This is a genomic window from Planctomycetota bacterium (genome assembly GCA_035384565.1).
In the GTDB taxonomy this organism is placed as follows: domain Bacteria; phylum Planctomycetota; class PUPC01; order DSUN01; family DSUN01; genus DAOOIT01.
In genome coordinates, this window is record DAOOIT010000071.1 from 1 (window position 1) to 26,488 (window position 26,488).

Here is a 26,488-nt window from a genome sequence, read left to right on the forward strand (position 1 = left end):
GCCGTCACTCCGCACTGCGGGGGCGAGGGGGGGTGCACTTGACCGAACGGATACGCTACGACATCCTTGAGTATGGCCGAGGCAGGCGCCTTCGAATCGCCATGTGGCACCATGTCCGAGGTGAGATCGACCACGCCACCATCCTCCCGCCCGGGGAACACCTCTAGGTCCTCCCGCACTTGCCAGTCCAGGAGACTGCGGCTGAGGAGGTACGGAGGAACTGTCGTACGAATGGAAGCGCCCTCCCCGCGGTCTCTCTCGCCTCGGCCCAACTCACCTCACGCCAGATAGCTCTTCATCGTGGCCAGTTCGCGCGGCAGGTGGGTTTGCCAGGGCTCCCAGGCGATCCACTCGCCGCTCAGGTGGCCCTGGAAGTCCACGCTCTGGAGGAGCTGGACGGCGCGGCGGTGATCAATGATGCCGGTCCCGATGGGGCAGAGGTCCAGGCCGCCCTTGTCATTGCGCTTGCCGTCGTGGAAGTGCACGTGCCGGATGAAGGGCCGCAGGGCCGCAAACGCCGCGTCCATCGTCATGCCCGCGGCGTTCACAGGGTGCATGATGTCCCAGTTCGCACGCACGCTGGGGTGGGCGACCAGGCTGAGCACGCGCGCGAGGTCGCGCGCGTCGCACCACGAGTCGTGGGTCTCGACGCAGAGGGCGACTCCGGCGACACGGGCCTCCTCGGCGAGCTGCGAAAGGCAGTCGGCCACCTGGTGCGTCGCCTCGTCGCGGCTCATGCCCTTGGGGATGACGCCGCCGAAGACGCGCATCGTGGGCGCACCGAGGTCGTGGGCGAGGGCGATGAGCGCGCGCGAGTCGGCCATCATGCGGCTCAGCTCGCCCGCGGTGGGCGCCGTGTACGAGCACGACGTGGCGAGGCAGGCCACGGCGATGCCGGCGTCTTCGGCCATCCTGCGGAGCTCGGCGCGCTGGGCGGGCGTGGCCGTGGTCTCGATGCCGTGGGCGTGCTTGGCCTGGGCGCGCGGCTCCACGCCGTCGTAGCCGAAGCGCTTCGCTACCCCGAGCACCTCGGGCCAGGTGAGTTCGGGGCACGAGAAGGTCATGAAGCTGAACCGCATCGGAGCGCTCCTGACAACCGTGATGCGAGACCCCCGGGCGGCATTATACACATGCCGCGGCGCCGCGCCACCCGCGCTTGACGCGGGCGGGCGCGAGCGGCATAGTGGAGAAAGCCAAAGACGGTCCGAGGCTGCACCATCAGGAGACCAGAGAATGAATGCCGAGTTCCTTCTTGCCGCTGCCTGCGCCCTGGGCTCGGTGGCCGCGGCGCTCGCCGGCGATGCGCCGCCGGCCAGCCCCGATATTCTGAAGTCGCTGCGCCCGGGCCATCCGCGCCTCCTCGCGCTCGAGGCCGATCTGGCCCGCGTGCGCGAGATGATCGCGAAGGAGGCGCTGGCGAAAGAGTACCACGCCGCGCTCCGCGCGCAGGCCGAACGCTACCTGAAGGACCCGCCGCTGGAGTACAAGCTCATCGGGCCGCGCCTCCTGCACGTGAGCCGCGCGGCGGTGGACCGCCTCTACACCCTCGGCCTGCTCTTCCGCCTCGACGGCGAGGCGACCTTCGCCGACCGCGCCATCGCCGAGCTGCTCAACGTGTGCGCGTTCAAGGACTGGCACCCCTCGCACTTCCTCGACACGGCCGAGATGACCCACGCCGTCGCCATCGGCTACGACTGGTTCTACGGTCGCCTGTCGCCCGAGCAGCGCCGCACCGTGGTCGAGGCCATCGTGAACAAGGGCCTGCTGCCCGCCAAGAAGGTCTACGACGGCGACGGCTGGTGGGCGAAGTCCACCCACAACTGGAACCAGGTGTGCAACGGCGGCATCGCCATCGGCGCGCTGGCCATCGCTGACGAGCAGCCGGAGCTGGCCGCCTACATCCTCAACGCCGCCCGCGCCTCGATTCCGCGCGCGACGCGCAGCTACGAGCCCGACGGCGGCTGGGCCGAAGGCCCCGGCTACTGGCACTACGCCACGCGGTACAACGTCTACTACCTCGCCACGCTCCAGACGGCCCTCGGCACCGACCTGGGCCTCCTCGAGGCCATGCCCGGCTTCCGCAAGGCGGGCGACTTCCGGCTCTACTTCGCCGGCCCCGTGGGCCGCACCTTCAACTACGCCGACGCCGGCGACCGCACGGGGCGCGCGGCCGAGATGTTCTGGCTCGCCCGCACCCTCGACCAGCCGCGCTACGCCTGGCACGAGCGGAACTGCGAGGGCCGCCCCGACGCCCTCGACCTCCTCTGGTTCGACCCGCGCGGGGCCGGGCCCAAGGCCGAGAACTGGCCCCTCGACCGCGCCTTCCGCGGCGTCGAGGTCGCCTTCCTGCGCTCCGCCTGGGAGGACCGCGAGGCCATCTTCGTGGGCTTCAAGGGCGGCGACAACAAGGCCAACCACTCGAACCTCGACCTCGGCGTGTTCGTGCTCGACGCCCTGGGCCAGCGCTGGGCGGTGGACCTCGGCGGCGACGACTACAATCTGCCCGCCTACTTCGGCAACAAGCGCTGGACCTACTACCGCCTGCGCACCGAGGGCCACAACACCCTCACCTTCAACGGCGAAAACCAGGACCCCGCGGCCAGCGCGCCCCTGGTAGCCTTCGCCTCGACGCCCGCGCGGGCCTTCGCCATCGCCGACCTCTCGCGCGCGAGCAAGCAGGCCGCCCGCTGGCGGCGCGGCATGGCGCTCCTCGACCGCAAGGAGGTCCTCGTGCAGGACGAGGTGCAGCTCAAGGCCCCCGCCGAGCTGGCCTGGACGCTCCACACGCCCGCGACGATCGCGCTCGATGGGGCGACGGCCACGCTGAAGATTGGCGAGGCCTGCCTGCGCGCGGCCATCCTCGAGCCGAAGGAGGCGAAGTTCGAAACCGCCTCCGCCGCCCCGCCGCCGCCCCAGGCGCAGAACGCGGGCATCACCCGCCTGATGGTGCGCCTGCCGCAGTTCACCGAAGGCCGCCTTGCCATCCTCCTCACGCCCTATCGCGGCCAGCCGCCCGCGCCCCAGCGCGCCGTCACCCCCCTCCAGCAATGGATTGACGAAACCCCAGGCTCGGCCCTGGGCAAATGAAAATGTGGGGGAAACTTCGTGCACGAAGTTTCCCCCACACCCCCTTCAAGGACTCTCAGATTGGGCATGGCCATTCGCGCGCTTCGCGGCGAATGGCCATGCCCAGTGCGAAAGTTCTTGGGCAGGAGGGGGCGCGGGGGAGGAAGCCCTTCTTGTCAAGAAGGGCTTCCTCCCCCGCCTTCATCGCACCATCATTCGTTCTTCACGCCTTCGAGAATCGCCACCAGCGCGTACATGGGCTCCCAGTCGGGGCCGGTGACCACGGCGTCGAAGGCGTCGTGGAGGCGGGGCGGGGGGTTGAAGCCGATGGCCAGTCCGCCGCGCTCGCGCGCGAGGCGGGCGAGGGGCACGTCGTCCTCATTGTGGCCCACGGCCGTGGGCACGCCGGCGCCCGTGTCAGTCAGACGGCGCTCGATGGACTGGCGTTTGGCCGCGCCGTTGGCCAGCAGGCGTGCGGGATCGTAGCCGGCGAAGACACGCTCGCCGCGCGGCCCGGGCTCGAACACCAGGGTGTTCGCCTCGAAGAAGGTCAAGCCGGGGACCTGCTCGAGATAGGCTCGCGCCACCACGTCGAGGCCCAGGGTGGCGAGGCCCGTCGGCGCGTGTTCCGCCATCAGCGCGATGCACTCGGCGGCAAGAGCGTGCGACTGGCGTGGGAGCGTGCCAGCCGCCTCGACGAAGTAGTGCTCGGGCACGCCGCGCATCGTCCACTCGTACCACGCGATCAGCCGCGCGGCGGGCGTGAGGCCGCCGGCGAGACGCTTGGCCTTGGTGAGCGCGCGGTAGGCGCCGCCAACGAGCAGCCGCGCGAACAGCCGGCGGTCGGAAGCGCGGGCGGGCCTGCGGAGCAGCCGCCGCGCGATGCGGCGGCCCAGAGTCTCCTGCGAGATGCGCGGGAAGATGCACTCATCGAGGTCCAGCGCGAAGAGGTCCGTGCGCGCGAAGGCCGCCCGCAGCTCGCCGAGCGGCCGCGAAACCGCGATCCCGGGGCCGATGCGTTGCCAAGCCACGCCGCGTCCCCTCACGAGCTCGGTGTTCGCAACAGGTGCCGGCTCTCGCCCGGCGGCAGCGTGGTTCGCCGCGCACTGTCTTGAGGGCCGGGGGCGATGAGCACGGCCTTGACCCCGTTGGGGATCACGAGCGTGAGTTCGTGGCCGCCCTCGCGCGCGGCGGCCGCGAAACCGATGGGGCCGCGCGGCGTGTGGGCGGCCAGTTCCAGGCTCGCCAGGTCGCCGAGCTGCGGGCGGATCTCGCAACGGGCGAAGCCGGGCGCCGCCGGACGGATGCCCGCGACGCTCATGAACGCCACATAGAGCGGCGCCACGGGGCAATGGCTCCACTGGTCGCCGCTGTCGGGCTCGGCCCTCCAGCATTCCTGAAGCGTGTTGTTCTCGACGACCGAGCGCATCGGCGCCCAGCGCTCGCGCAGGTCGCGGAGCACGGCGTCAATGCGTCCGCCCCTGGCCAGCGCCCAGAGGCGCCAGCCGGCGTTGGCGGGGTACGAGAGTCCCATCTCGGGCGGGCAATCGGCCAGGGTGCGGAGCGCCGACGCCGTCTCGCCGCCGGGGCACTGATCGAAGAGGATCGCCGTGGCCAGCGAACGGTCGCACAGGCGCAGGCCGCCGTCGTCGTTCCGCCACGGCAGGTTGGCGATGAAGAGACCAAGGTCCGGGCTCCAGAACTTCCGCACGGCCGCGGCCTGGAGGCGCTTGCCGAAGGTCGTGAGGTGTCGCGCCGGGCGCCCGTCGCCGAAGGCGCGGGCGAGGGGGGCGAGGGCGTGCTGGAGCATGGCCGCGGCGTAAAGATTGAACGCGCACTGCTTGTGCCGCTGGGCGCGATAGGCGTCGTGATCGATCCACACGGCGGGCACGCCGAGACCCTCGACGGGCAGCAGGCCATCCTCGTGGCGCACGAGGCCCCGCAGGTAGTCGGCGAAGCGGAGGAGGCGGGGATACGGCTCGCGGACGGCCTCGAGGTCGCCCGTCTCCCAGTAGTGGTTCCAGCAGTCGAAGGCGAAGCCCACGCCGTGGTCGAGGAGCGGCCCCCAGGGGGTTGCCCCGACCTGCCGCTGCATCACGCGGGCGAGCCGGTCGTAGGCGGGCCAGCAGTCGAGGAAATAGCCGTCGAGCGTCAACCCCTGGCTGAACGTGGCGAGGAAGCGGGCGGGCAGGCGTGTCTCGCCGAAGGCATAGCGGAGGGCGTGTAGCTGATGCCCCACGTCGCCGCTGTACTGCTGGCGCTCGCGGCCCATGCCGTCCACGCACGTCTCCTGGGCGCAGTTGTGCAGCGTGTTGATGCTCGCGTCGAGGAGGCGCTGAAGGGCCGGCTCGGCGCAGCGAACTCTCGGCTCGTTCGGCCACGGGAACCCGCGGCGCCGCACGCCGACCTCGCGGACCACCACGCCGCCGTCGTTGGGCGGCGGCTCCTCCCGGTGGCACGCTGCCTGGGGCGCCGGGATGCGGATGTGAAGCTGAAGCCAGCGGAGCGACTCGAAGTCAAACGTCTCGAAGCGGTTGAGCCCCTCACGGCAGATGAAGCGCGACCAGGCGTAGAAATGCGTGTCGAGCCAGGGCGTCTTCGCGGGGTCGTGGGCCTCCTGGGGCATCACCTCCACGATGGTGCCCGCGGGCGCCTCGATGGTGAAGTGCGGCCAGCCGACGACTTGCTCGGCGAACTCGAATGTCGCGTAGACCCCCGTGTTCGGCGGCGTGGCCGGCAGGTGCCAGACGCCCCCTCTGCCCCCATTGTGGGCCGCGTGTCCACGCGCCGCGGATTCCCCAATCTCCACCGCCAGCGGCTGCGGCACGGCCTCGAAAGCGTCGGGCATGCGGAACTCGAACCAGTCATCCGGGTCGCGCTTCCAGAGGATGATGCCCGAATCGGCGAGACGGGCGGCGGGCACCTCGGCCTCCCGCATCATCGGAATCTGCCGTTCCCGAAGCGCGGCCTGTGCTGAGGGAGGAATCCCGCTTCCGCCCAGGTAATCGTCGTAGCCTGTGCACATCGAGGGCTTGTCGGCCCGGCCCGCCAGCACCATCGCGGGACGCCACGCGGCATCGGGCTTGAACTCCAGCGTGTCCCAGCCCTGCGGATGGAACCGAGCATCGAACTCCTCCTGGAGCGCCCGCAGGAACCAGCGGCGGAACTGGCCGGGGCGGTGCGCGCGGTCGAGAAGGCAGAGCCACGAGTCGTCGCTCACCACCTGCTCCATCGTACCGTCGGCGAACTCCAGGTCGAGGCGGAGCAGCAGCCCGGGCTTGCCCATCGGCCAGGTGCCTTCGCCGTGGCCGTAGAAGAGCACCTCGACGCCGAGCACGTTATAGCCCGGCCGCAGCCGCGCCGCCAGGTCGAGCGGGTCGGCCTCGGGCCAGCGCGGGTCGGCGGGGGCCGGCCCCCACTGCACGCGCTCGCCGTTCACGGTGAGGCGGTAGCGACTGTCGGCGACGATCCACCCACTCGCCCGAGTGGGCCGAGCAGGCAGATCGAGATCCTTGCGAAACAGCACGAACGAGTTGGCCAGCGTGCGCTGCGAAGGCAGCCAGATCCACTTCGCCGGGTGGAGGTCGAGACTCAAGGCCGGTCTCCTGGGACTGCTGAGTTGCGCGGGAGCCTGGTCCATGCTACCCTCCCGAAGGCATTCGAGCCTTCGGGACGGGATACCGACGCACTTGGAGTATACCATGATCGAGGCTGCACCGGGATGTGTCAAGCCGCTGGACTATGTGACAATCCGAGCATCCTCGCCAGGCGCCCTCTCGGTCCGCGACGGGTTGGGGCGCGAGTACGTGCGGCGGAAGGCGGGGAAGGCGACAGCCTTCCAGGCCGCAGGGGCGCTGGGGAATCATGTGGTGGCGCTGGAGGACGCCAACGGCCGCCTCATCGAGACCGCGACGTTTCGCGTGGATTGCCAGACGGAGATCGAGGACGCCGGCGGGGAGTTCAAAGAGCTCCTCGGGATGCTCCAATGGACGATGAGCAAGTGGGGCGAGGGGAATAGCTGCGTGCGATGGCGCGGGAAGCTCTACCGCTACTTCGTCTGCTGGCTCCGCGATCACGTGCACACGATGAAAGGGATGAAGTACTTCGCCCCCGAGCTGAAGACGGCCATCGAACTCTACCGCGATTCGCAACGCGACGACGGGATGATCTGGGACAACATTCACCCCCGCACACCGCACTACAACACGTGGGAGTGGGCGTTCGACTACGGTGGCTTCGTGCGGCGGATCGAGGAAGGCTGGTGGGAGTTCAAGCGCATCCCCGTCGAGAACGACGTGGAGTATCTCTTCGTCGAGGGCCTCTACTACACGTGGAAGGCGACAGGCGACGACGCCTGGATGGCCTCGTGCCTCGACGCCGCCGTGCGCGCGCTCCGCTACAGCGTCACCAGCCCCTACCGCTGGTCGCGCAAACACAAGCTCCTCAAGCGCGGCTTCACGATTGACACGTGGGACTTCCAGAGCGACGAGGACACGGCGCTCACCGGCCACACGATGGTGGTGAAGCCGGGCGTGACCCGCTTCGGCATCATGCACGGCGACAACACGGGCTTCGCCGTCGGCTGCCGCTACCTGGCCGAGATGCTGGAGCGCGTCGGGCGGAAGGCCGAGGCGAAGCGCTTCCGCCAACTCGGCTCCGACATCCAGCGGCGCCTCGACAGGCTAGCCTGGAACGGTCGCTTCTACACCCACCACGTGCCCGAGGACCCGCGGGTCGTGCGCGACCTCGGCGTGGACCAGGCGACGCAGGTCTCGCTCTCGAACGCCTACGACCTCAACCGCGGCATCACCCACGAGCAGTGCGTGGCGATCATCAAGACCTATCAGCGCATCCGCCGCGAGATGCCGAAGACGTCCCCTGGCGAGTTCTACCAGATCTACCCACCATTTGAACGTGGCTTCGGCCCGCACAATGCCAAGTGGGACTATATGAACGGCGGCGTGACCACCATTGTGGCCGGCGAGCTGGCCCACGGGGCGTTCGAGCACGGCTTCGAGACCTACGGCGCCGATATCCTGCGCCGCGTGGCCGGCTGGGGAAGAGCTCACAACGGCTACCTGCACTGCACCCTCCGCGGCGCCATGCCCAAGGCGCCGAAGCGCAAGTTCCAGCCCCTCGACCTGCGGGCGCTGGCGAATGTGGATTTCGTTGGCGGCTCGTTGGGGGTGCCGCCCTCGGGCGACTCTTCCTGCGAACTGAGACCGCCTGAAGGCGGAACTCCGAACGGGGTGCCGGGTTGGACGGGGGATGGGGAGAATGACCTTCACGAGATGCCGACGGGCCGCCAGGTCTTCCACGGCATCCCGTTCGACGTGATCGATCCTGCATCGAACGGCCGGCGGGCGGCCATCGGCCTGAAGGCCCAGGAAGGCTATGCTGCCCAACGCCTCATCCCCATCGGCCGCAAGGCCGCCTCGGTCTACTTCTTGCACACGGACTCTCGGGGCCACGATCTCGTGGGCACGATTCGCCTCCGCTACGCGGACGGCGAGGAGCGCGTCCAGTACGTCAACCACAACAAGCAAGTTGGCCCGTGGTGGATGCCGAGCGACCCGCCCTACGACCATCACCAGATGCCCGTCTGCAAAGTCGCCTGGCGCGGCGCCAACGAACGGTTTAAAGATGTCGGCGTCTACGCCTACGGTCTCGACAACCCGCGTCCCGAGGCCGAGATCGCGGAGATCATGCTCGAGGCCTCGCAGAACGGCAGCTTCTGGGGCGTGCTGGCCATGACCTTGTGTGACAGGCCCGTATTCTTCATGCCGAGCGACGTGTCGTATGGCATCCCCGACAACTGGGGCGCGGGGGCCGTCGTCTATGCCCTCGTCGAAGGGCTGGCAGGGATCAGGGACGCGGGGGTCGCCTTCGACCGTGTGACGCTCGCGCCACGTTGGGAGGCGGCGGGGGTGCGCCGGGTCACGGCCTGCGCCAAGTACGAGGCATCGGGCGGCTATCTGCGCTATCGCTACTCGTTCGCGCCGCGGACCCAGCGCCTGACCTTGGAGTTCACGGGCAACGGTGCCGATTTCGAGCTGGCCCTCTTGCTGCCGAAGGGCCTGCGCCCGGGAGCCGCGACGCTGGACGGGCGGGCAGTGTCCGTCGCCATCCGTCGCATCGAGAACTCCACCTATGCCTGCCTCGACGTGCGCGGGGTCGGCACGCACCACCTCGCGCTAGAGCTGAAGTAACGCATCAAGAATCCCCGGGCTGGCGCACCGGCGTGCGCGGCAAGCGGCTATGGCGGCAGAGCATCGCGAGGCACACGACAGGCAAGGCCACCCTCTCCTCGCGCTGGCGGGCAGCCCGCATGTGGCAGAGAGGTGGGCAAGACAGCGTCCCGAAGCGCCCCTGGACCCGCGGCGACCCCGCGCCGCCTCAATACACGCGAAGAACACGGCGGAGGATGGGGACGAACGGGATGACGATGATCAGGTAGGCGATGAGCCAGGGCGGCAGCGCGAGAGCGGGCACGCCAGGCACGATGCCCAGGAACCTCGCCTGCCGCAGGACGGTCTCGGTGGCGAGAATCCTATTGCCGCTGCCCGCGCACAAGGGGGGAGCATAGACCCGGCCGCCGACGCGCACGGGGTGGACTGCCGTCTCGCCCTGGTGGCGGATGAGCAGGTCCGCCGCAAGTGGGGCGATAGGCCGCAACACCCAGGTCGCCAGCCCGTTCTGTTGGCCGTGAGGGTCCACTTCCACCAGTTGCACCGCAGGGCTCTGCATCTCGACACCTGCCGGCGGCACGAGGTGGGTGAGCTGGTCCACGGAGCTGAGCGGGTAGTAAGCCTTGACGATGAGATCCTCGCCCACGCGGGGCGGGAAGTAGTCGAGGCGTTCGACGGCCCACACCGCCAGCAGGATGATGGGCAGGAGGGAGACGAGGAGCGGCTTGCCCTCGGCCTTGAGACGGATGGCGTTGACCATGCCCAGCGACGTGCGGGTGGCCACGACCGCCGCCTTATCCTTCGCCCGCTTCCTCTCGCGGAGAAGCTGCTTGAGGCGGCGCAGGTCGCCCTTCGAGCGGCGGAGCTGGTCCTGGTTCGTCGTCCACCTGCGCACCAGCGTGAGCAGCAGCGACGTGCCGATGGCGAGGAGCACAATGGCCACGTCGCGCGGCAGGGCCAGGAGCCAGCCGAGGGGGTAATCCATCACGGCGACGATGAGGTTCGTGATGGCGGCGAGGACTTCCATAGGGCTTTCACTTCGCTTGAGGAGGATCGATGGATGATTGGATGAGTGGATGAGAGACTCAGCCACCCATCCCTCTTTCACTCATCCATCCATCCACCCATCCATTCATCCTCGCTTGCTGTCGGCCTGTGCCTCCAGCAAGGCAATGTCCCCGGTGCCGCCATCCACCTCAATGGTGGCGCCATCGGGGATGAGCTGCGTGGCGCTTTCAAGGACGACGGCGGGGATGCCGAAGTCGCGCGCGACAATCGCGCCGTGAGAGAGGACACCGCCGCGCTCGACCACCAGGCCGCGGGCGTGGACAAAGAGCGGCGTCCAGCCAGGATCAGTCGAGGGGCAAACGAGGATATAGCCTGTGCCGAGGTCGCCGGCGGTCTGGGGGTCGAAGACCACGCGGGCCACGCCCTTGGCGGCGCCCGAGGCGAGGGGGCAGCCCTCCAGCCTCGCCCCGCCCGCCTGAACCTGCGGATGCCCCAGGCTGTCGAGCCGCTCGGAGTCCACGACGAACGAGAGAGCGAGCTTCTGGGCCGACTTCCAGCGGAGCTTGCGCTGGGCGATGGCCTCGGCGAGCTCGGCGCGGCGCGACTCGAAGGAATCGAGCTCATCGAGGTGGAGGAAGTAGAGGTCACGGCCCAGGTCCCAGCGACGCGAAAGCTCGACGAGAGCGGCGCGAATGGTCTCGTAGCCCATCATCAGGTAGTGTTTGCCCGTCTCGCGGTAGGGCAGAAGGGCCTGGGCATCGCGGAGATCGGGCAGAAGGCGTTCGTAGAGCGACGCCCCGCCCCATTCGGCGAGGCGGGCGGGCAGTTCCTCCTCCGCCTTGCGGCGGGCAGCGGCCTGCCTGGCGTGGCGTTCCTCGGGCGGCTCGACGCCGGGGCGGGTGTAGCTCTGCTTCATCCGCTCGAGGTAGTCGCTGTCCTCGCGCCAGCGGGGCTGGGCCAGCTCCATCTCGTTGACGGCCCGGTGGCCGAAGCGGTCGAGGAACTCGGCCATCGTGGCCCGGCCCTGAGCGACGCGATAGAGCAGCACGTTCTGCTCGACGGTCGTGTCGTGGTCGAGGCCGGTGGTGAGCTGGCGCGCGAGGTCGCCGCCGCGCTCCGGCCCCATCAGTTGCGTGAGGAGGCCGAGGAGGCCCGCCTGGGCCATGCCGCCGAAGAAGCCTGGCTTGAGCGACTCCTTGCCGAAGTCGTCGAGCACGAACGCGATGCGGCGGCGAAGCTCGGCGAGCAACTCGGCAGTGGGCAGCTTCGTGAGGTCGAGGCCCTTCGCCTCGTCGAGGTAGCGGCGCAGGCGGGGCACGGCCTGATTCTCGAAGGCGTCGAGGGCGGCTGCCCTGGCCTTTCGCGTGAGGCGGGCCGAGCGAATCATCGCCCACACGAGCTTGGGCAGGCGGAGGAAAAAGGTCGGCTCGGCCTTCTGCATGTTCAGCTTCTTCGGCGCCTGCTCGAGCAGGCCCGGGTCGCCGGCCACAGCCTCGGCGTCGTACTCCAGCGGCATGCCGTCCCAGAAGAGCCCCGCGGCGCGGCGGGGGTCCACGTAGATCCGGCCGCAGATGAGCTCGAGAAAGCCGTCCGCGCGGACCTCGGCCGAGGGCTGGTAGCCGAAGTCGCGGTACATCAGCCCGAAGCCGCCGTCGCCGCTCATGAAGTGGCGAATGATGTCCCACGTCAGCGGCGTGGGGGCGGCGAGGGTCTCGGCCAGGTTGTGGGCGACCCACACGCGGCGCTCGCCGGCGGCCAGCTCGCGGAGGCGCTCGATCTCCTCCTGGCGGCATTCCTCCATGTCTTCGAGAATGTCGAGGCCGCGGATGGCGCGGCTCTGGAGGAGCGCCACCTTGCCCTCGGCGATGCCCCACTCGATGTCGCAGGGGTGGCCGAAGTACTTCTCGACCGCTTTGCCTACCTCTGCGATCTCGCGCACCTGGGCGGGCGTGAGGGCCGGCTCGTTCCCCGGGCGGTGGCCGGGCACCTCGCGCTTTGTCGCCAGGCTCGCCGCGTCAATGATGTAGATGTCGGGCGTCACGGAGCCGCTGACCACCGCCTCGCCGAGGCCCCACGAGGCCTCGAGCACCATCTCCCCCGCCTTGAAGGCGTTCGGGTTCGCTGTGAAGAGCACGCCCGCGCGCTCGGACGGGAACATGGCCTGGACGTTCACGGCGGTGCCCGCGACGCCGCGGATGTCGTGGTGTTTGCGATAGGTCACGGCCCGCTCGCTGTTCCACGAGGCGAACACCGCGTTGATCGCCTGGTCCAGCGCATCGAAGGGATCGGTGGGGAACGGCTTGCCTGCCTGCTGCTCGTACTCGCGGAGGAGCTGCCGGGCCGCCTCCTCCTCTGTAACCTCCCGCGGGTTCGCAGCCCGCGGGAGGTTGAGGGTCAGCCCTGCCACCGAGCGGGCGAACATGCGGATGTGGTCGGCATACTCGCGCCAGAAATCCCGCACGCACCCTTCAAGCGACGGGTTCAGCCCCACGTTGAGAATCGTGTCCATCATCCCCGGCATGGATACCGCCGCTCCCGAGCGGACGGCGACGAGGAGGGGCTTCGGCCCGCGGCCGAAGGTTCTGCCCATCATCTCCTCAAGGCGTGCCATCGCGGCGCGGACCTGTTCCTTGAGGCCGGCGGGCCAGGCGCCCGTGGCTTCCACGATGGGGCAGCACTCGGCCGAGAGCGTGAACCCTGGCGGCACGGGCAGGCCGGCCCGGCTCATCGCGGCCAGGCTCGCCCCCTTGCCGCCGAGGATGGCCTTGCGCTCTGGATCACCCTCAGAGCTTCCGGCGCCAAAGAAGTATATCCACTGGCTCACGGCCTTCTCCGTCATTCGTGATACGTGATGCGTAATACGTGAGAGGAAAGCAAGAGTTGGCCGCTCTCTTCTCTTCTCACGTATCACGCATCACGCATCACGTCATTACTCATCGCTTCAGCGCCCCCACGCACACCACCCCCTTCGTCTCGGTGGCAAAGTAGACGCAGCCATCGAGGAGCACGAGGGGTGTGACCACGTTGCCGAGCCAGGCGGTGCGTGCCCACTGGACGGGCACGTCCTCGCCCTCGCGCAGCAGCGTGAGGTCCTTGTTCACGAACAGCACCTTGTCGCCCAGGAGCAGCGGCGGCACGCGGCCGGCCACGTCGGACACCTTGGCGAGTTGCTTGCCGTCGCTTGAGGCCAGGACGAGCAGTTCGCCCGCCTTCGTGATGGCCGCGATGCGGTCGGCATCGGCGTTCAGCGGCGCCGCGAGCGGACCGCAATCCACTGTCCAGGCCACCGAGCCGTCCACGATCTTGTGGACTGCGATGCCCTTTGGCGTGGCCAGCACGATGCCCTTGGGCAGCCGCACGGGGCCGAAGAGCGGCGTTTCCTTCAGCGGCACACGCCAGAGCACCGTCCCCGTGCTGTCGTCGAGCGCCAGCAACTCCGTGTTCGTCGCCACGGTCAGAATCCCCTCCCCCGGCGCCGGGGGCAGCCCGCCCGGGCCGACCTCCGCATACCAGACCGATGGGAGGCGACCATCTCTGTCGTCTTGAGGGGCGGGGGTGTTACGCGGCGGGTCCGACGACCCTGTGAGCGAGAGGCAGGCGAGAACCAGGGCATCGCACCACACGTAAGCGTGCCTGCGGTCCAGCGCGCACCCACCAGAGGTATTGCGGAGTGGGTAGAAATGCAACGACTTCCCTCTGTGGTCATAGTAGGTACGGTTACGCGCGAGATAGCGATTGCCAAACACGATGGCGGCCATCTCTCCGAGCGACGCGGTGGAGGTGACGCTGACGGGCTTGTCGTATTCCGTTTTCATGACTACCCGCTGCTCGTCCTCAATTCCTCGGCCGAGCTTGAGTTTGAGGAGCATGGCCTTGCCATCGAGGGTGCAGGGGACGGCCAGGCCGTCCCCCCAGGGGACGATGGGGGCGGTGACGGCGAACTTGTCGTTGGTCTCCTTGGGGTAACGCCAGAGGAGCTGGCCGCGCTCGGGGAGGGACGAGCCGTCGCTGCCCCCGCGCTCCATGCCCGTCCAGAGGGGCGGGAGCTTTTCGCCGCGGCGCCCGATGCACTTCAACCCGTCCTGCTCCGTGCCGACGTAGATGTGGCCGAGGGCGAGGGTGGGCGAGCTGATGAAGTTCGCCCCCTGGCCCAGGCTCGTGTCCCACACAGGCTCCAGCGTGTCGGCCTTCAGGCAGTGGAGGCGGCCGGAGTTGGTGACGACGTAGGCGAACTCGCCGCCGACGGCGGGCGAGGCGAGGATTGGCTCGTGGGCGTGCCAGCTCTTGATGAGCTTGCCCGCGGTGGAGAGGCAGTAGAACTGCCCGTCGCGCGCGCCAAAGTAGATGCGGTCACTCATTGTGGGCGGGGCCTCCGTGCCCCGCGATTCGCGGGACGCAGAGGTCCCGCCCACAGTGTCGCGGGACGGGGACGTCCCGCCCACAGTTCCACTGCCCCCGCCCACAACAATGGCGCCGAGGATGACCTGGGGCGTGGGGAACTTCCAGAGCACCTTGCCCGTCTTCGGCTCGATGCACCAGACCTCGCCCGCGGGGCCGAGGCGTTTCTCGGCCTCGGTCAGCTCGGCGGCGGACTTGCCGGCGTCGCGCATCTTCTTCAGCACGTTGTCGCGCACCTGTTCGGCGGTCTCCACGTAGTTGCCGTTGCCCATCCCCACGTAGAGCTTGCCGTCGGCGAGCGCGGGCGGGGCAAAGACGGGATAGGGCGCCTCGAGTCGCCAAAGCTCCTTGCCCGTCTCGGCGTCGAGACCGAGGATGGCGTTGCCGCCCATCCCAAGCCCCAGGAAGACCATGCCGTCGGCCACCAGGTGCGCCGTCTCGCAGTCGGGATACTTCTTCCCATCCAGGTGCCAGACGACGTTCGGCTTGCCGTCGGGACCGGGCGCCAGGTCAATGCAGTAGTAGCCATCGTCGCCCGCGCCGATGTAGACCCGCCCGTTGTAGATGCAGGGGGCGGATTCCACGTGGCTCTTGGTTCGCAGCTCCCAAACGAGGTTGCCCTTGAGATCGAGGCAGTTGATGCGAGCGTCGGTGGTGTAGTGCAGCCCCTCGCCGACGACTACGTAGCCATCGCCTGTGGGCGGCGTGTCCCCACGCCGCGATACGCGGGACGGAGACGTCCCGCCCACAACTACGGAGGGGGAGGAGAAGGTGGCGCGGAAGTCGCGGGGCGAGTAGCGCCACACCTCGCCGCCCGTCTCGGCATCCAGGCACAGGATGGCGCCGCGGTCGGTGAAGACGCCTTTCTCGGCGGTGGTGACGTAGAGGCGGTTGCCGACGATGGCGGGCGAGGCGTAGATGCACTTGGCGTCGGACTTGAAGCTCCAGATCGTTTCGGGCAGGGTGGGCTCAGGGGCATCGAGCACGGCGCCGCGGCGCTCAGGCCCGCCGCGGAAGACGGGCCAGTCGCTCCCCGCGCGCATCTCGGAGGCCGCCGGCCCGCTCGTGCCCCAGCCGACGCGCGACAGAAACACCAATCCCGCGGCCACGGCAAGAAGGCAGAGGCTGAAGACCTTCTGGTTCCAGAGGAAGATCGCCAGTTTCTTGTAGAAAGAGGGCCGGAAGAAGGCCAGCAGCATGCCGCCGAGGGCGATGAGCAGCGAGGGCAGGATGGCCAGGAGGGCCTGAAGCGGCCCCACGAGCACGGGGACCACGGCCTCGGCCGGGCGGCTCAGCGCCGCCAGCCACACGCCGGCGAGGAAGAGATGAATCAGGCTGAGACGCGCCTTCGCCATGGCGACCCCGCACCTGCCTCCCTGCGACGCGAACGATCATATGAAAGGCGCCCACGGGAATCAAATGGCCCGCCGCGCCTTGACCCGCGGAGCGCGGCGCGTAAGATAGAGGGCAGGCAGAGGCGGAGAGAACAAGGCATTTCGGGGGCAGAGGAACGGAATGAGGAACGCGCTGCGACGGCGTCTTGGCGTCCTGGTCGCCCTGGCCGGCTTGCCCGCCCTTGTTGCGGCGGGGGAAGGGGCCATCGGCTTACTCGCGCCGCAGCCAGCGGCCAAGCTGGGCGCGGAGGGCCAGGCCGCCTGGGCGCTGGCGGCGAAGGAGCACAAGGCCGCTCTGGTGGTTGTTGCCGCGCCCGGCAAGTTCACCGACGACAAAGGGCAGGACCTGCCCCTCAGCCGCTTCGCCGTGCTGTGGCTGCACCAGGGCGATGGCGTGGAGCAAGAGCCGCCCGTCTACGACCCGAAGACGCTTGACGCGTTGCGCAGATTCGTGGAGGACGGCGGCGGGCTCTACCTCTCGGGCGCGGCGCTGAACATGGTCCACTGGCTGCGCATCGAGCCGATCAACCCGCGCCTGGGCGGGCCAGGGAACGACAGCAACCCCGCCGGGTTCATCGCCGTGGAGACGCGCCACCCGGTGTTCCGCGGCCTGCCCGACGGCCCCGTGCCGCTGAGCGACAAGGGCTATCCCGCCTTCTCGGACTTCCACGGCGCGGGCGGGCCATCGCGGGGCATGCTCCTGGCCCGCTCGCCGGGCGGCTCGGAAAACCCGTTCGCCGAGTACGAGCTGGGCAAGGGCCGCATCATCGTGATGGGCTGGCGGCTGCCGCACTACGCCCACGCACAGAACCCGCACCGCGCCAACCTCGAGCGCCTGACCGCCAATATCCTTGCGTACCTTGCCACGCCGAAGTCGTGGGAGAAGGTGGTCGTGAAGCCGCTGCCGAAGCCCGCCGCCCCGCCGCCCGCGCAGGCATACGTGGCCGCGGGCATCTCGGAGAAGGCCGTCGAATCGCTCGAACTGGCGATCAACGACCTCATCGCCACGTTCGGCGAGCGCTACCCCAAGGGCCCCCAATTCCTCAAGCGCCTCGGCGACCTCGAGGCGGCGCTCAAAGCCGCCGACGCCAAGACCCCGAAGGAGACGCGGGAGAAGCTCGACCGCGATTTCCTGTCGCTTCAGCGCGAGGCGTTGCTGGCCAACCCGCTGCTCGACTTCGACCGCATCCTGCTCGTCAAGCGGGGCGAGAAGTCGCCCCGACTCGGCCTCGTGCAGAACTGGGAGAGCAACTCGAGCCTGCCGCACACGGGGTACGACGATGAGATCGCAGTCCTCACCCTGGACCGGTCCGGGAGACCGCCTGAAGGCGGGACTCCGAACGAGGGCAAGCTCTCGACGCTGTTCCGGCCCGAGGGCGGGCGCTTCGTGGGCGATGTGGACCTGCATTGGGACGCCGACAGGTTGCTCTTCTCGATGCCCGGCAAGAACGGGCGGTGGCAGATCAGCGAGATCAACGCCGACGGCACGGGGTTGCGGGAGCTGCCGCTCATCACGCAGCCCGACGTGGATAACTACGATGCCTGCTACCTGCCCGACGGCCGCATTCTTTTCACCTCCACCGCCTGCTTCACCGGCGTGCCGTGCGTCACCGGCTCCTCCCACGTCTCCAACATCTACCTCTTCGACCCCAACCTCCCGCAGGTTCCGCAGCCTGCGGGAGGTTCAGGCGAGACGCAGGTTCCGCAACCTGCGGGAGGTTACGGCGCGATTCGCCGCCTGACATTCGAACAGGACCACGACTGGTGCCCCACCGTGCTGAACAACGGCCGCGTGCTCTATCTGCGCTGGGAGTATTCGGACATCCCGCACTACGTCTCGCGCATCCTGTTTCACATGAACCCCGACGGCACCGAGCAGATGGAGTTTTATGGGAGCAACTCGTATTGGCCGAACGCCAACTTCTACGCCCGCCCGTGCCCGAACCACCCGACGCGCTTCGTGGGCATCGTGGGCGGCCACCACGATTCGCCGCGCATGGGCGAGCTGGTGCTGTTCGACGTGGCCCAGGGCCGCCGTGAGGCCGACGGCGTGGTGCAGCGCATCCCAGGCCGCGGCAAGCCGGTCGAGCCGAAGATCCTCGACGGCCTGGTCGGCGGCTCCTGGCCCAAGTTCCTCCACCCCTGGCCCCTGAGCGACAAGTACATCCTCACCGCCTGCCAGCCGAACGGCGGCTCGCGCTGGGGCATCTATCTCGTGGACGTCTTCGACAACCTCCTGCTCCTCAAGGAGGAGCCGTTCTACGCGCTCCTCGAGCCGATCCCCCTGGCGAAGCGGCCCAAACCGCCCATCATCCCCGACAAGGTGGACCTCAAACGCAAGGATGCCGTGGTCTACATGAGCGACGTGTACGCCGGCGGCGGGCTGAAAGACGTTCCGCGTGGAACCGTCAAGAAGCTCCGCCTCTTCACCTACCAGTTCGCCTACCACGGCATGGGCGGGCAGGTGAACCGCGTGGGCCTCGACGGCCCGTGGGACGTCAAGCGCATCATCGGCACCGTGCCCGTGGAACCCGACGGCTCGGCCTACTTCCGCCTGCCGGCCAACGTGCCTGTCTCGGTGCAGCCGCTCGACGGCGAGGGCAAGGCCCTTCAGCTCATGCGAAGCTGGATGGTGGCCATGCCGGGCGAGACCCTCTCGTGCGTGGGCTGCCACGAGACGCAGAACAGTTCGCCGCCCAACCGCCACGCCCAGGCCTTTGTGAAGCCGCCGGCCGATATCACGCCCTGGTACGGCCCCACCCGAGGCTTCTCCTTCAAGCGCGAGGTCCAGCCCGTCCTCGACTACCACTGCACCGGCTGCCACGACGGCTCGAACCCGCCCCTCGCCAACGGCCAGACCATCCCCAACTACGCCGCGAAGGAAGAGGTCCACCCCCAGGCCCGCGACAAGGGCTACAACGGCGGCACGAAGTTCAGCGCCTCGTACCTCGCGCTCCGCAGCTTCGTGCGCGGCCACACCATCGAGAGCGACATCCACCTGCTGAACCCCGCCGAGTTCCACGCCGACACCACCTACCTGGTGCAGAAGCTCAAGAAGGGCCACTACGGCGTCGCCCTCGACGCCGAGGCCTGGGACCGCCTGATCACCTGGATTGACCTCAACACGCCCTACCACGGCACGTGGCACGAGATCATCGGCATGAACCGCGTGCAGGACCAGCGCGACCGCCGCCGCGCCATGGACGCGCTCTACGCCGGCCTCGACGAGGACCCGGAGGCCATCTACGACGTCACCTACAAGCCGCCCGATACCTTTGTCCCGCGTACCGCGTCCCCCCCGACCTCCCGCGGGTCCCAAGGCCCGCGGGAGGTTACGGCAGAGGGCTGGCCCTTCGATGCCGCGGAAGCGAAGAAGCGCCAGGCCGCCCTCGGCCCCGTCGAGCAGTCGCTCGAGCTCGGCGAGGGCATCAAGCTCGACCTCGTGCGTATCCCGGCCGGCGAGTTCCTCATGGGCGACGCCGCCGGAGCCGCCGACGAGCGGCCCGTCACCCGCGTGAGGATTGACAAGCCCTTCTGGATGGCGAAGTTCGAAACCACCAACGAGCAATTCGCCCTCTTCGACCCCCGCCACGACAGCCGCCTCGAGACGGGCGACTTCCTCCAGTTCAGCGTCCAGGAACGCGGCTATCCCACCAACGGCCCGCGCCAGCCCGTGTGCCGCGTGAACTGGCACCAGGCCACGGCCTTCTGCAAGTGGCTGAGCGACAGGACGGGTCTGGCCTTCGCCCTGCCCACCGAGGCGCAGTGGGAGTGGGCCTGCCGCGCCGGCACCTCCACCCCGCTCTACTACGGCAGCGTCGAGACCGATTTCGCCAAGCTCGCCAACCTGGCCGACCACACGCTGCGATTCGTGGACACGTTTGGCTGGGGCCTGCCCTCGGGCGCGGTGCCGCCCTGGCGCCCTGCCATCGAGAGCGTGAAGGACGGCTTCAGGGTTTCGGCCCCCGTGGGCGCCTTCGAGCCCAACCCCTGGGGCCTGCACGACATGGCGGGCAATGTGTGGGAGTGGACGAGTTCGGCCTACCGGCCCTGCCCGCCAGACAAGTCGGACAAATCCGACGTGTCCGCCCCGTCCGACGCCGCGTCGGCCGCCACCCGTTTCGCTGTGCGCGGCGGCTCGTGGTACTGCCGGCCCCAGCAGGCCCGCTCGGCTTACCGCCTGAGCTATCCCGCCTGGCAGCGCGTCTACGACGTCGGCTTCCGCGTCGTCTGCGCCGACGCGCCCCGGCAGGCGAAGCGATGAGAGGAGTTCGCCCCTGTGAGCGTCATGAGGGCCATCGGCCACACGCCGCTGGTGGAACTGACGAATCTGAACGGCAAGCGCCCGAACGTGCGCATCCTGGCGAAGCTCGAGGGCAACAACCCCGGCGGCTCGGTGAAGGACCGGCCTGCCTACTTCATGATCAAGGCTGCCGAGGAGTCGGGCGAGCTGACGCGCGACAAGACGATCCTCGAGCCGACCTCGGGCAACACGGGGATCGCGCTGGCGATGATCGGGGCCGCCAAGGGCTATCGCGTGAAGCTGTGCATGCCCGAGTGCGTGAGCACCGAACGCCAGCACGTGCTCCAGGCCTTCGGGGCCGAGGTGGTGCTCACGTGCGCCCGCGAGCGCACCGACGGCGCCATCCGCCTCGCCCACCGCCTGCTCGCCGAGGACCCCGGCCGCTACTACATGCCCAACCAGTTCGACAACCCGTGGAACATCCGCGCCCACTACGAGACCACCGGCCCCGAAATCCTCGAGCAGACGCGCGGCGAGGTGGACGTGGTGGTCGCGGGCATGGGCACCACGGGCACGCTGATGGGCATCAGCCAGTTCCTGCGCGAGAAGAAGCCGTCGGCCCGCGTCGTGGGCGTCGAGCCGCCCGAGGGCCATTGCATCCAGGGCCTCAAGAACATGAACGAGGCCATCCGCCCGAAGATCTACGACGCCGGAATGCTGCACGAGGTGGTGTCGGTGGACGACGGCGAGGCCTATGAGACCACGCGCCTGCTGGCCACGCGAGAGGGCATCTTCGCAGGAATGTCCAGCGGCGCGGCCGTGGCGGCGGCGCTCAACCTGGCCAAGACAATGAAGTCGGGCACCATCGTGGCGATCCTGCCCGACCGGGGCGACCGCTACCTCAGCACCACGCTCTTCCGCTCAATCTGCGCCAAGTGCCCGCCGTGAGCAGAGCCATTGGATGAAGGGATGTCTGGATGGGTGGATGGGCGGCAGGCAAGAGATTCTGACAGCCATCCATTCCTCCCACCATCCCTTCCTCCATTCATCCTCCCGCAAGCCGCAGCAGGCGTTCGAGTGCGGCCGGCTCCAGCCGGTAGCGGCTGCCGCGGCCGCCGTAGAAGCCGTGCGCGCCGGCCAGGTGAATGCCGAGGGCCGAGAGGAGCAGGGTCTCGCCCGTGGCCGTGTCGGTGAGTTCCACTTCGCCCTTGGGAAACAGGCCGCAGCCGCCCCAGGGGCACGGGATGCGGCCCATGGCCTCGCGGTGGATGGCGACGAGCCGGTCGCCGAGGTGCACGGGTGTGCCGAGGCCGGCGCGGGCCTTGTCGAAGACCTCGTGCAGACGCGCCCCGACCTCCTCGCGCGTGAGGCCCAGGGCCGCGACGGCCGAGCGGTCGGCGTCGAGCACCTCCTCCAGCGGCCGGGGGTCGGGGCCGAGGAAGCCGTCGCGCGAGAGGACGCCGGATTTCATCCGGTCGAGGACGCGCTGGAGCCTGGGGTCGTGTTTCATTGTGGGCTCACCCCTGACACGTGATGCGTGATCCGTGAGAAGACCAGGGCACAGGGGACGACCGTCCCGGTTTCTCACGCAGCACGCCTCACGGATCACGTGAACTTGTCGTAGAAGATGCGGTCTTCGGGGATTCCTTTGGCCTTGAGCACTTTGACGGAGGCGTCAATCATGCCGCTCGAGCCGCACAGGTAGCCCTCCTTGCCCGCGCCGTCCTTCAGGTGGCGCTCGACCACCTGAGTGATCAGCCCCTTCTCGCCCGACCAGCCGTCGTTCTCGGCGCCCGAGAGGGCGGGCACGAAGCGGAAGCGGGGCAGCGCCTTCTCGAGGTCGCGGAACTCGTCGGTGAGGAACAGGTCGCGCTGCGCCACGGCGCCGAAGAAGTAGGTGCAGGGGCGCTGGATGCCGTGCTCGCGCATGTGGCGGGCCATGCTCCAGAAGGGCGCCATGCCCGAGCCGCCGGCGATCCACACCATCTCGGCGTCGCTGTCGGTGAGGCGGAACTCGCCGTAGGGGCCGTTGAGCCGCACCTCGTCGCCCTCCTTGAGCCTCGTGAAGACCCAGGTGGTGCAGATGCCGTTGGGCACGCGGCGGATGATCAGCTCGATGTGCCCCTGGTCGCTCGGGGGGCTGGAGATGCTGTAGGCGCGGTAGACGGGCTCGGGGTTGTCGCCGTAGGCGGGCGCCTCGAGCTGCACGTACTGGCCGGGCCTGAACTCGATGGCGGCCGGCTCGACGAGGCGGATGCGCAGCTCCTTGATGTCATGCGTCAGGTCCCGGATCCGCTCGACGACGCCGGTGAACTGCTTGACGAGGAAGAGGTGCTCGGGGATGCGGATGGCGAGGTCGTTGCGCACCTTCACCTGGCAACTGATGCGGACGCTGTGCTTGAGCTCCTCGGGCGTGAGCAGCGTGAGTTCGGTGGGCGCCACGGGCGGCGCGCCGTCGGTGATCGTCACCTTGCAGTAGGCGCATGTGCCGCGCCCGCCGCAGGCCGAGGGGATGAAGATCTGCTGCTGCATCAGCGTGGCCAGCAGCGGCTTGCCGCCCTGGACCTCGAGCTTCCTGGCCCCCTGGTTGATGTCTATCGTGCACGGGCCGTAGTTCGCCAGATACCGCTCGGCGATGAGCAGGATCACCGCCGAAACGAGGCACGTGGCCGCCACAACGCCGGTGGAGATGAGGACAAACCAGGCTCCGCCCATATCCGCGACCTTCGACTTTGGACTCTTGGACTTTCGACTTTCGACTTTTGACTTTCGACTTTCGACTTCCGACTCTCGGCTACGGCTGCACCATGCCGCTGAAGCCCACGAAGCCCAGGGCGATGATGCCCGCGATGATGAGCGTGATGCCCGGCCCTTCGAGGGCGGCGGGGATTTGCGCGTTCTTGAGCCGCTCGCGGATGCCGGCCATAAGCACGATGGCGAGCATCCAGCCGAAGCCCGAGCCGAAGCCGAACACCAGCCCCTCGGCCACGCCGTAGTTGCGGTTGGTCATGAACAGGGCCGCGCCCAGCACTGCGCAGTTCACGGTGATCAGGGGCAGGAAGATGCCGAGGGCGTAGTAGAGGCCCAGGCTCACCCGCTCGATGAGCATTTCGAGGAACTGCACGAAGGCGGCGATGACGACGATGAAGAGGATGAGCTGGAGGCTCTCGAGGCCGTAGGGCTTGAGCACCCCCACGTAGAGCGCCGCGTTGATGCCGCAGGTGAGCGTGGTGACGAAGGTGACGGCGAGGCCCAGGCCCACCGAGGCCTTCATCTGGCGGCTGATGGCGAGGAACGAGCACATGCCCAGGAAGCGCGTGAGGAGGATGTTGTCGGTCAGCGCGGCGGAGACCAGGATGGTGAGGAGGTGCGCGGCGGAGTGTTCGGTCACTTCTTCGCCTCCTTGGCCTTGCGGGCGGCGTCGAGGCGCAGAGCGTGCGCGCGCGCTGCCCACACCATCAGGGCCAGCACGAAGAATGCGCCCGGCGGCATCACCATGATCGTCCACGACTGCCACCACACGGCGCGGCCCGGCAGCGCCACGCCGAACACGCTGCCGAAGCCGAGCACCTCGCGGAGGAGCGCCACCGTCATCAGGATGCCCGAGTAGCCCAGGCCCGCCCCGATGCCGTCGAGCAGCGACGGCAGCACGGGGTTCTTGGACGCGAACGCCTCGGCCCGGCCCATGATGATGCAGTTGGTGATGATCAGCCCCACGTAGGGCCCGATGACCCGGTGAATGTCGGGGAACTGCGCGCGGAACACAATGTCCACCACGATCACGTAGACCGCCGCCAGCAGCACCTGGACGATCATGCGGACGCGCTGGGGCGTGTAGCGGCGCAGCGCGCTGACGGTCAGGCTCGTCATGGCCGTGGCCCACACGAGGCCGAGGCACATCAGGAGCGTGTTGAACATCAGGTTGGTGACGGCCAGCGACGAGCAGATCCCCAGCACCTGGCGGAAGATGGGGTTGTCGTCCCACAGCTCCGTCACGAACGCCTTCTTCGCCTGTGCAACCGTCGAAGCCATTGAAGGGCTGCCTCTCGATCGTCACGAGGATGAATGGATGGGTGGATGAATGAATGATGGAGGAAGAACAGGCCAGGCCGCTCTTGCATTCATCCCGTCATCCATTCCTCCACCCATCCTCGTTTCTCTTCATTCCCGTGCGCGCGCCATCGCCCGATGGAACTGCCGCAGATTCTCGTCCAGGAAGCGGCCCACGGCGAGCGACGTCTGCGTCGCGCCCGTGATCGCATCCACGTAGCGGCCGGCGCGCGGGTCGCTCGGGCCCGCCGGCGCGCCGCCGCCGACGTAGAGGAACTTGGCCCCCGCGGCCGGCGGCGCGACGTTCAGGCCCTTGAACTGGTCCTGGAACTCCTTCTCCATGATGCGGCCGCCGAGGCCGGGGGTTTCGGCCTGGTCGAGGAACACGAGGCCCGTGACCCGGCGGAGGTCGGGCGTGAGGGCCACGAGGCCCGTGATCCGCGCCCAGAAGCCTGTGCCCGCGAAGCGAAAGGCTCTCGCCTCCACGCTCCCCCCGGGCGCGGCCCGCACGCGAAACACGTCGAACGCCCGCCCCGTCTCGGGGTCGCGGACCGCCGTCCCGCGCTCCACCCGCTGCCGCGCGACGGCCGCGATCTCGGCGGGACTCATCGCCGCCACGTCGCCGAGGCCGAACACGCTCACCAGCGCCCTCTCCTCGCGGAGCGCCTCGTTCTGGCGCACCTTGGCCGCGGTGGCCACCTGGAGCGAGGTGATCGCCGCCGTGAGCACCACCGAGATGGCCGTCGTGAAGCCGAGGACGTAGAGCGGGCTGTTCACGTTGAGCTTCATGCCACGGCCTCGCTCTTCTTCGGCTTCTTGCGGTCGCGCCAGGCCGCGACGGCCATGTCGAGCGACGGCCCCACCGTGTTGCCCAGGAGAATGGAGAACGAGACCGACCCCGGGAACTGGCCGAGCCAGCGGAACAGGATGATCGCCACGCCGATGAAGAGGCCATAGAGCCACATGGCCCCCGGCCGGCGCGGCGCCGACACCGGCTCGGTGACCATGAACACGCAGCCGTAGAGCAGCGAGGCCGAGAACAGCGAGAAGGGCAGCGACGGCACGCGCGACACCCCGAGCACGTGGTGGAGCAGCGCGACCATGGCCGAGGCGGCGAGAATCGGGCTGAGCATGAGCCGCCAGTTGGCCGTCTTCGTCACCAGCAGGTAGAGGCCGGCGAGGAGGATCAGCGGCTCGCACACCTCGCCGATGCTGCCGGCCGCCAGCACCTTCTCGGCCGCGCCCGCCGGGAACGTGCCGCCGATCGAGCCCAGCACGAGATCGAGCAACGGCGGCTCGTAGCCGAAGTCGCGCAGCGCGATGACCGGCGTGGCCGCCGTCACCGCGTCGAGCCCGGTCTTCGCCGCGGCCCCCAGCCACTGGGGCGCCTGGGCGAGCGTGTGGAACGCCCAGTGGCCGAAGCCGCCCGGCCAGCCGCGGAAGGCCGGCACGAAGCTGCCCGTCATGGCAATGGGGAATGCGACGTAGACGAACGCCCGCCCGACAATGGCCGGGTTGGCGAAGTTCCGCCCGAAGCCGCCGAACACCTCCTTGCCGAACAGCACGCCCACCACGATGCCCACGGCGGCCATCCAGAACGGCATCGTGGGCGGCAGCGAGAGCGTGTAGAGCGCGATGGTCACGAAGTTGGCCGTCGTGAGCGGCGCGCCGCGCCGCGCGGCCATCAGCCACTCGGTCGCCAGCCCCGCCGCCGTGCACACGGCCAGCAGGGCCAGCACGCGCCAGCCGAAGAGGTAGATGCCCGCGATCGCCAGGGGCGCGAGCGCGTAGAGCATCCGCAACATCTGCGGCTGCTTGAGGAATCGCTTCTGCGGCTTCCCGGCCGCCGGCTTCCGCGAGCCCGGCAGAGCACCGGCCTTCTGCTCACTCATAGCCATGTACTATACACATTCCTCGCGCTCTGTCCAGAGGGGGAGGGCGTTCGAGAGCATGGCCCCAGCCCTGGTCCCCTTCGCCGGGGCGGCATCCAGGCCCTGCCTGCGCCTCGCCTTACCCTCCCGAACGTGTTGGAACGTTCGGGAGAGGGGGGCTCTCATGCTGTGGGCGGGGCCTCCGCGCCCCGCGGCCTGCCGCCTCCTCGCGGGGGACAGAGCCCCCGCCCACAGGGACCGTAGCCGCAA

Annotated in this window: 16 protein-coding genes; 4 read left to right on the forward strand and 12 right to left on the reverse strand. The window is 68.9% G+C overall.

Features of this window, described 5'->3' with window-relative positions; translation table 11 throughout:
- Window positions 1-278: 278 nt before the first annotated feature.
- Window positions 279-1,079 carry a sugar phosphate isomerase/epimerase family protein gene (locus PLE19_19915; GenBank protein ID HPD17210.1) on the reverse strand — a complete coding sequence of 267 codons (801 nt, stop codon included), beginning with the start codon at window positions 1,077-1,079 and terminating at the stop codon, window positions 279-281.
- Window positions 1,080-1,233: 154 nt separating this feature from the next.
- Here PLE19_19915 and PLE19_19920 point away from each other — a divergent pair, with 154 nt between their 5' ends.
- Window positions 1,234-3,087, forward strand: coding sequence for a heparinase II/III family protein (locus PLE19_19920; GenBank protein HPD17211.1), 1,854 nt, complete (start codon window positions 1,234-1,236; stop codon window positions 3,085-3,087).
- A gap of 191 nt (window positions 3,088-3,278) precedes the next feature.
- On the opposite strand, the gene PLE19_19925 is transcribed toward PLE19_19920, so the two are convergent.
- Entirely contained in the window at window positions 3,279-4,097 is an 819-nt protein-coding gene (locus PLE19_19925) for a hypothetical protein (GenBank protein HPD17212.1), read from the reverse strand.
- Window positions 4,098-4,108: 11 nt separating this feature from the next.
- Window positions 4,109-6,661, reverse strand: coding sequence for an alpha-L-rhamnosidase N-terminal domain-containing protein (locus PLE19_19930; GenBank protein ID HPD17213.1), 2,553 nt, complete (start codon window positions 6,659-6,661; stop codon window positions 4,109-4,111).
- A 106-nt stretch (window positions 6,662-6,767) separates the two neighbouring features.
- Between PLE19_19930 and PLE19_19935 the strand changes: the two genes are divergently transcribed.
- On the forward strand, window positions 6,768-9,275 hold the full coding sequence (locus PLE19_19935; protein ID HPD17214.1) for a hypothetical protein: 2,508 nt from the start codon (window positions 6,768-6,770) through the stop codon (window positions 9,273-9,275).
- 187 nt (window positions 9,276-9,462) lie between these two features.
- Here PLE19_19935 and PLE19_19940 read toward each other — a convergent pair whose 3' ends face one another.
- The 3 genes from PLE19_19940 to PLE19_19950 form a co-directional block, all read right to left on the reverse strand.
- Window positions 9,463-10,281 carry a hypothetical protein gene (locus tag PLE19_19940; GenBank protein ID HPD17215.1) on the reverse strand — a complete coding sequence of 273 codons (819 nt, stop codon included), beginning with the start codon at window positions 10,279-10,281 and terminating at the stop codon, window positions 9,463-9,465.
- Between the two features lie 105 nt (window positions 10,282-10,386).
- On the reverse strand, window positions 10,387-13,086 hold the full coding sequence (locus PLE19_19945) for a PEP/pyruvate-binding domain-containing protein (protein ID HPD17216.1): 2,700 nt from the start codon (window positions 13,084-13,086) through the stop codon (window positions 10,387-10,389).
- A gap of 109 nt (window positions 13,087-13,195) precedes the next feature.
- Window positions 13,196-16,015 carry a PQQ-binding-like beta-propeller repeat protein gene (locus tag PLE19_19950; GenBank protein ID HPD17217.1) on the reverse strand — a complete coding sequence of 940 codons (2,820 nt, stop codon included), beginning with the start codon at window positions 16,013-16,015 and terminating at the stop codon, window positions 13,196-13,198.
- Window positions 16,016-16,175: 160 nt separating this feature from the next.
- Between PLE19_19950 and PLE19_19955 the strand changes: the two genes are divergently transcribed.
- Together PLE19_19955 and PLE19_19960 are read left to right on the forward strand one after the other, a co-directional pair.
- Window positions 16,176-20,318 carry an SUMF1/EgtB/PvdO family nonheme iron enzyme gene (locus PLE19_19955; protein HPD17218.1) on the forward strand — a complete coding sequence of 1,381 codons (4,143 nt, stop codon included), beginning with the start codon at window positions 16,176-16,178 and terminating at the stop codon, window positions 20,316-20,318.
- A gap of 15 nt (window positions 20,319-20,333) precedes the next feature.
- Window positions 20,334-21,245, forward strand: a complete 912-nt coding sequence (locus PLE19_19960) for a cysteine synthase family protein (GenBank protein ID HPD17219.1) — start codon at window positions 20,334-20,336, stop codon at window positions 21,243-21,245.
- A 97-nt stretch (window positions 21,246-21,342) separates the two neighbouring features.
- Here the strand turns inward: PLE19_19960 and PLE19_19965 are convergent, their stop codons facing one another.
- The 6 genes from PLE19_19965 to PLE19_19990 all read right to left on the reverse strand — a co-directional run bounded on the left by PLE19_19965 (window position 21,343) and on the right by PLE19_19990 (window position 26,245).
- The gene (locus PLE19_19965; GenBank protein HPD17220.1) at window positions 21,343-21,807 is read right to left on the reverse strand and encodes a hypothetical protein; all 465 of its coding nucleotides are present in this window, start codon (window positions 21,805-21,807) and stop codon (window positions 21,343-21,345) included.
- Window positions 21,808-21,902: 95 nt separating this feature from the next.
- Window positions 21,903-23,012 (reverse strand): 2Fe-2S iron-sulfur cluster binding domain-containing protein, encoded by a 1,110-nt coding sequence (locus PLE19_19970; protein HPD17221.1) that lies wholly within the window; start codon window positions 23,010-23,012, stop codon window positions 21,903-21,905.
- A 79-nt stretch (window positions 23,013-23,091) separates the two neighbouring features.
- The gene (locus tag PLE19_19975; protein ID HPD17222.1) at window positions 23,092-23,688 is read right to left on the reverse strand and encodes an Rnf-Nqr domain containing protein; all 597 of its coding nucleotides are present in this window, start codon (window positions 23,686-23,688) and stop codon (window positions 23,092-23,094) included.
- Window positions 23,685-24,329 (reverse strand): Rnf-Nqr domain containing protein, encoded by a 645-nt coding sequence (locus PLE19_19980; GenBank protein HPD17223.1) that lies wholly within the window; start codon window positions 24,327-24,329, stop codon window positions 23,685-23,687. Before PLE19_19980 ends, PLE19_19975 begins: the two co-directional genes overlap by 4 nt.
- 129 nt (window positions 24,330-24,458) lie before the next feature.
- Window positions 24,459-25,136, reverse strand: coding sequence for an FMN-binding protein (locus PLE19_19985; protein ID HPD17224.1), 678 nt, complete (start codon window positions 25,134-25,136; stop codon window positions 24,459-24,461).
- Window positions 25,133-26,245: an RnfABCDGE type electron transport complex subunit D gene (locus PLE19_19990; GenBank protein ID HPD17225.1), complete on the reverse strand. Its 1,113-nt coding sequence runs from the start codon at window positions 26,243-26,245 to the stop codon at window positions 25,133-25,135. The genes PLE19_19985 and PLE19_19990 overlap by 4 nt, the downstream gene beginning before the upstream one ends.
- Window positions 26,246-26,488 lie beyond the last annotated feature (243 nt).

Excerpts from the sequence above, each read along its gene's own strand:
- PLE19_19915 (HPD17210.1), bottom strand. The coding sequence starts at position 1,079 with ATGCGGTTCAGCTTCATGACCTTCTCGTGCCCCGAACTCACCTGGCCC.
- PLE19_19965 (HPD17220.1), bottom strand. The coding sequence starts at position 21,807 with ATGAAACACGACCCCAGGCTCCAGCGCGTCCTCGACCGGATGAAATCC.
- PLE19_19985 (HPD17224.1), bottom strand. The coding sequence starts at position 25,136 with ATGAAGCTCAACGTGAACAGCCCGCTCTACGTCCTCGGCTTCACGACG.
- PLE19_19990 (HPD17225.1), bottom strand. The coding sequence starts at position 26,245 with ATGGCTATGAGTGAGCAGAAGGCCGGTGCTCTGCCGGGCTCGCGGAAG.
- PLE19_19935 (HPD17214.1), top strand. The coding sequence starts at position 6,768 with ATGATCGAGGCTGCACCGGGATGTGTCAAGCCGCTGGACTATGTGACA.
- PLE19_19950 (HPD17217.1), bottom strand. The coding sequence starts at position 16,015 with ATGGCGAAGGCGCGTCTCAGCCTGATTCATCTCTTCCTCGCCGGCGTG.
- PLE19_19970 (HPD17221.1), bottom strand. The coding sequence starts at position 23,012 with ATGGGCGGAGCCTGGTTTGTCCTCATCTCCACCGGCGTTGTGGCGGCC.
- PLE19_19980 (HPD17223.1), bottom strand. The coding sequence starts at position 24,329 with ATGGCTTCGACGGTTGCACAGGCGAAGAAGGCGTTCGTGACGGAGCTG.
- PLE19_19940 (HPD17215.1), bottom strand. The coding sequence starts at position 10,281 with ATGGAAGTCCTCGCCGCCATCACGAACCTCATCGTCGCCGTGATGGAT.
- PLE19_19920 (HPD17211.1), top strand. The coding sequence starts at position 1,234 with ATGAATGCCGAGTTCCTTCTTGCCGCTGCCTGCGCCCTGGGCTCGGTG.
- PLE19_19955 (HPD17218.1), top strand. The coding sequence starts at position 16,176 with ATGAGGAACGCGCTGCGACGGCGTCTTGGCGTCCTGGTCGCCCTGGCC.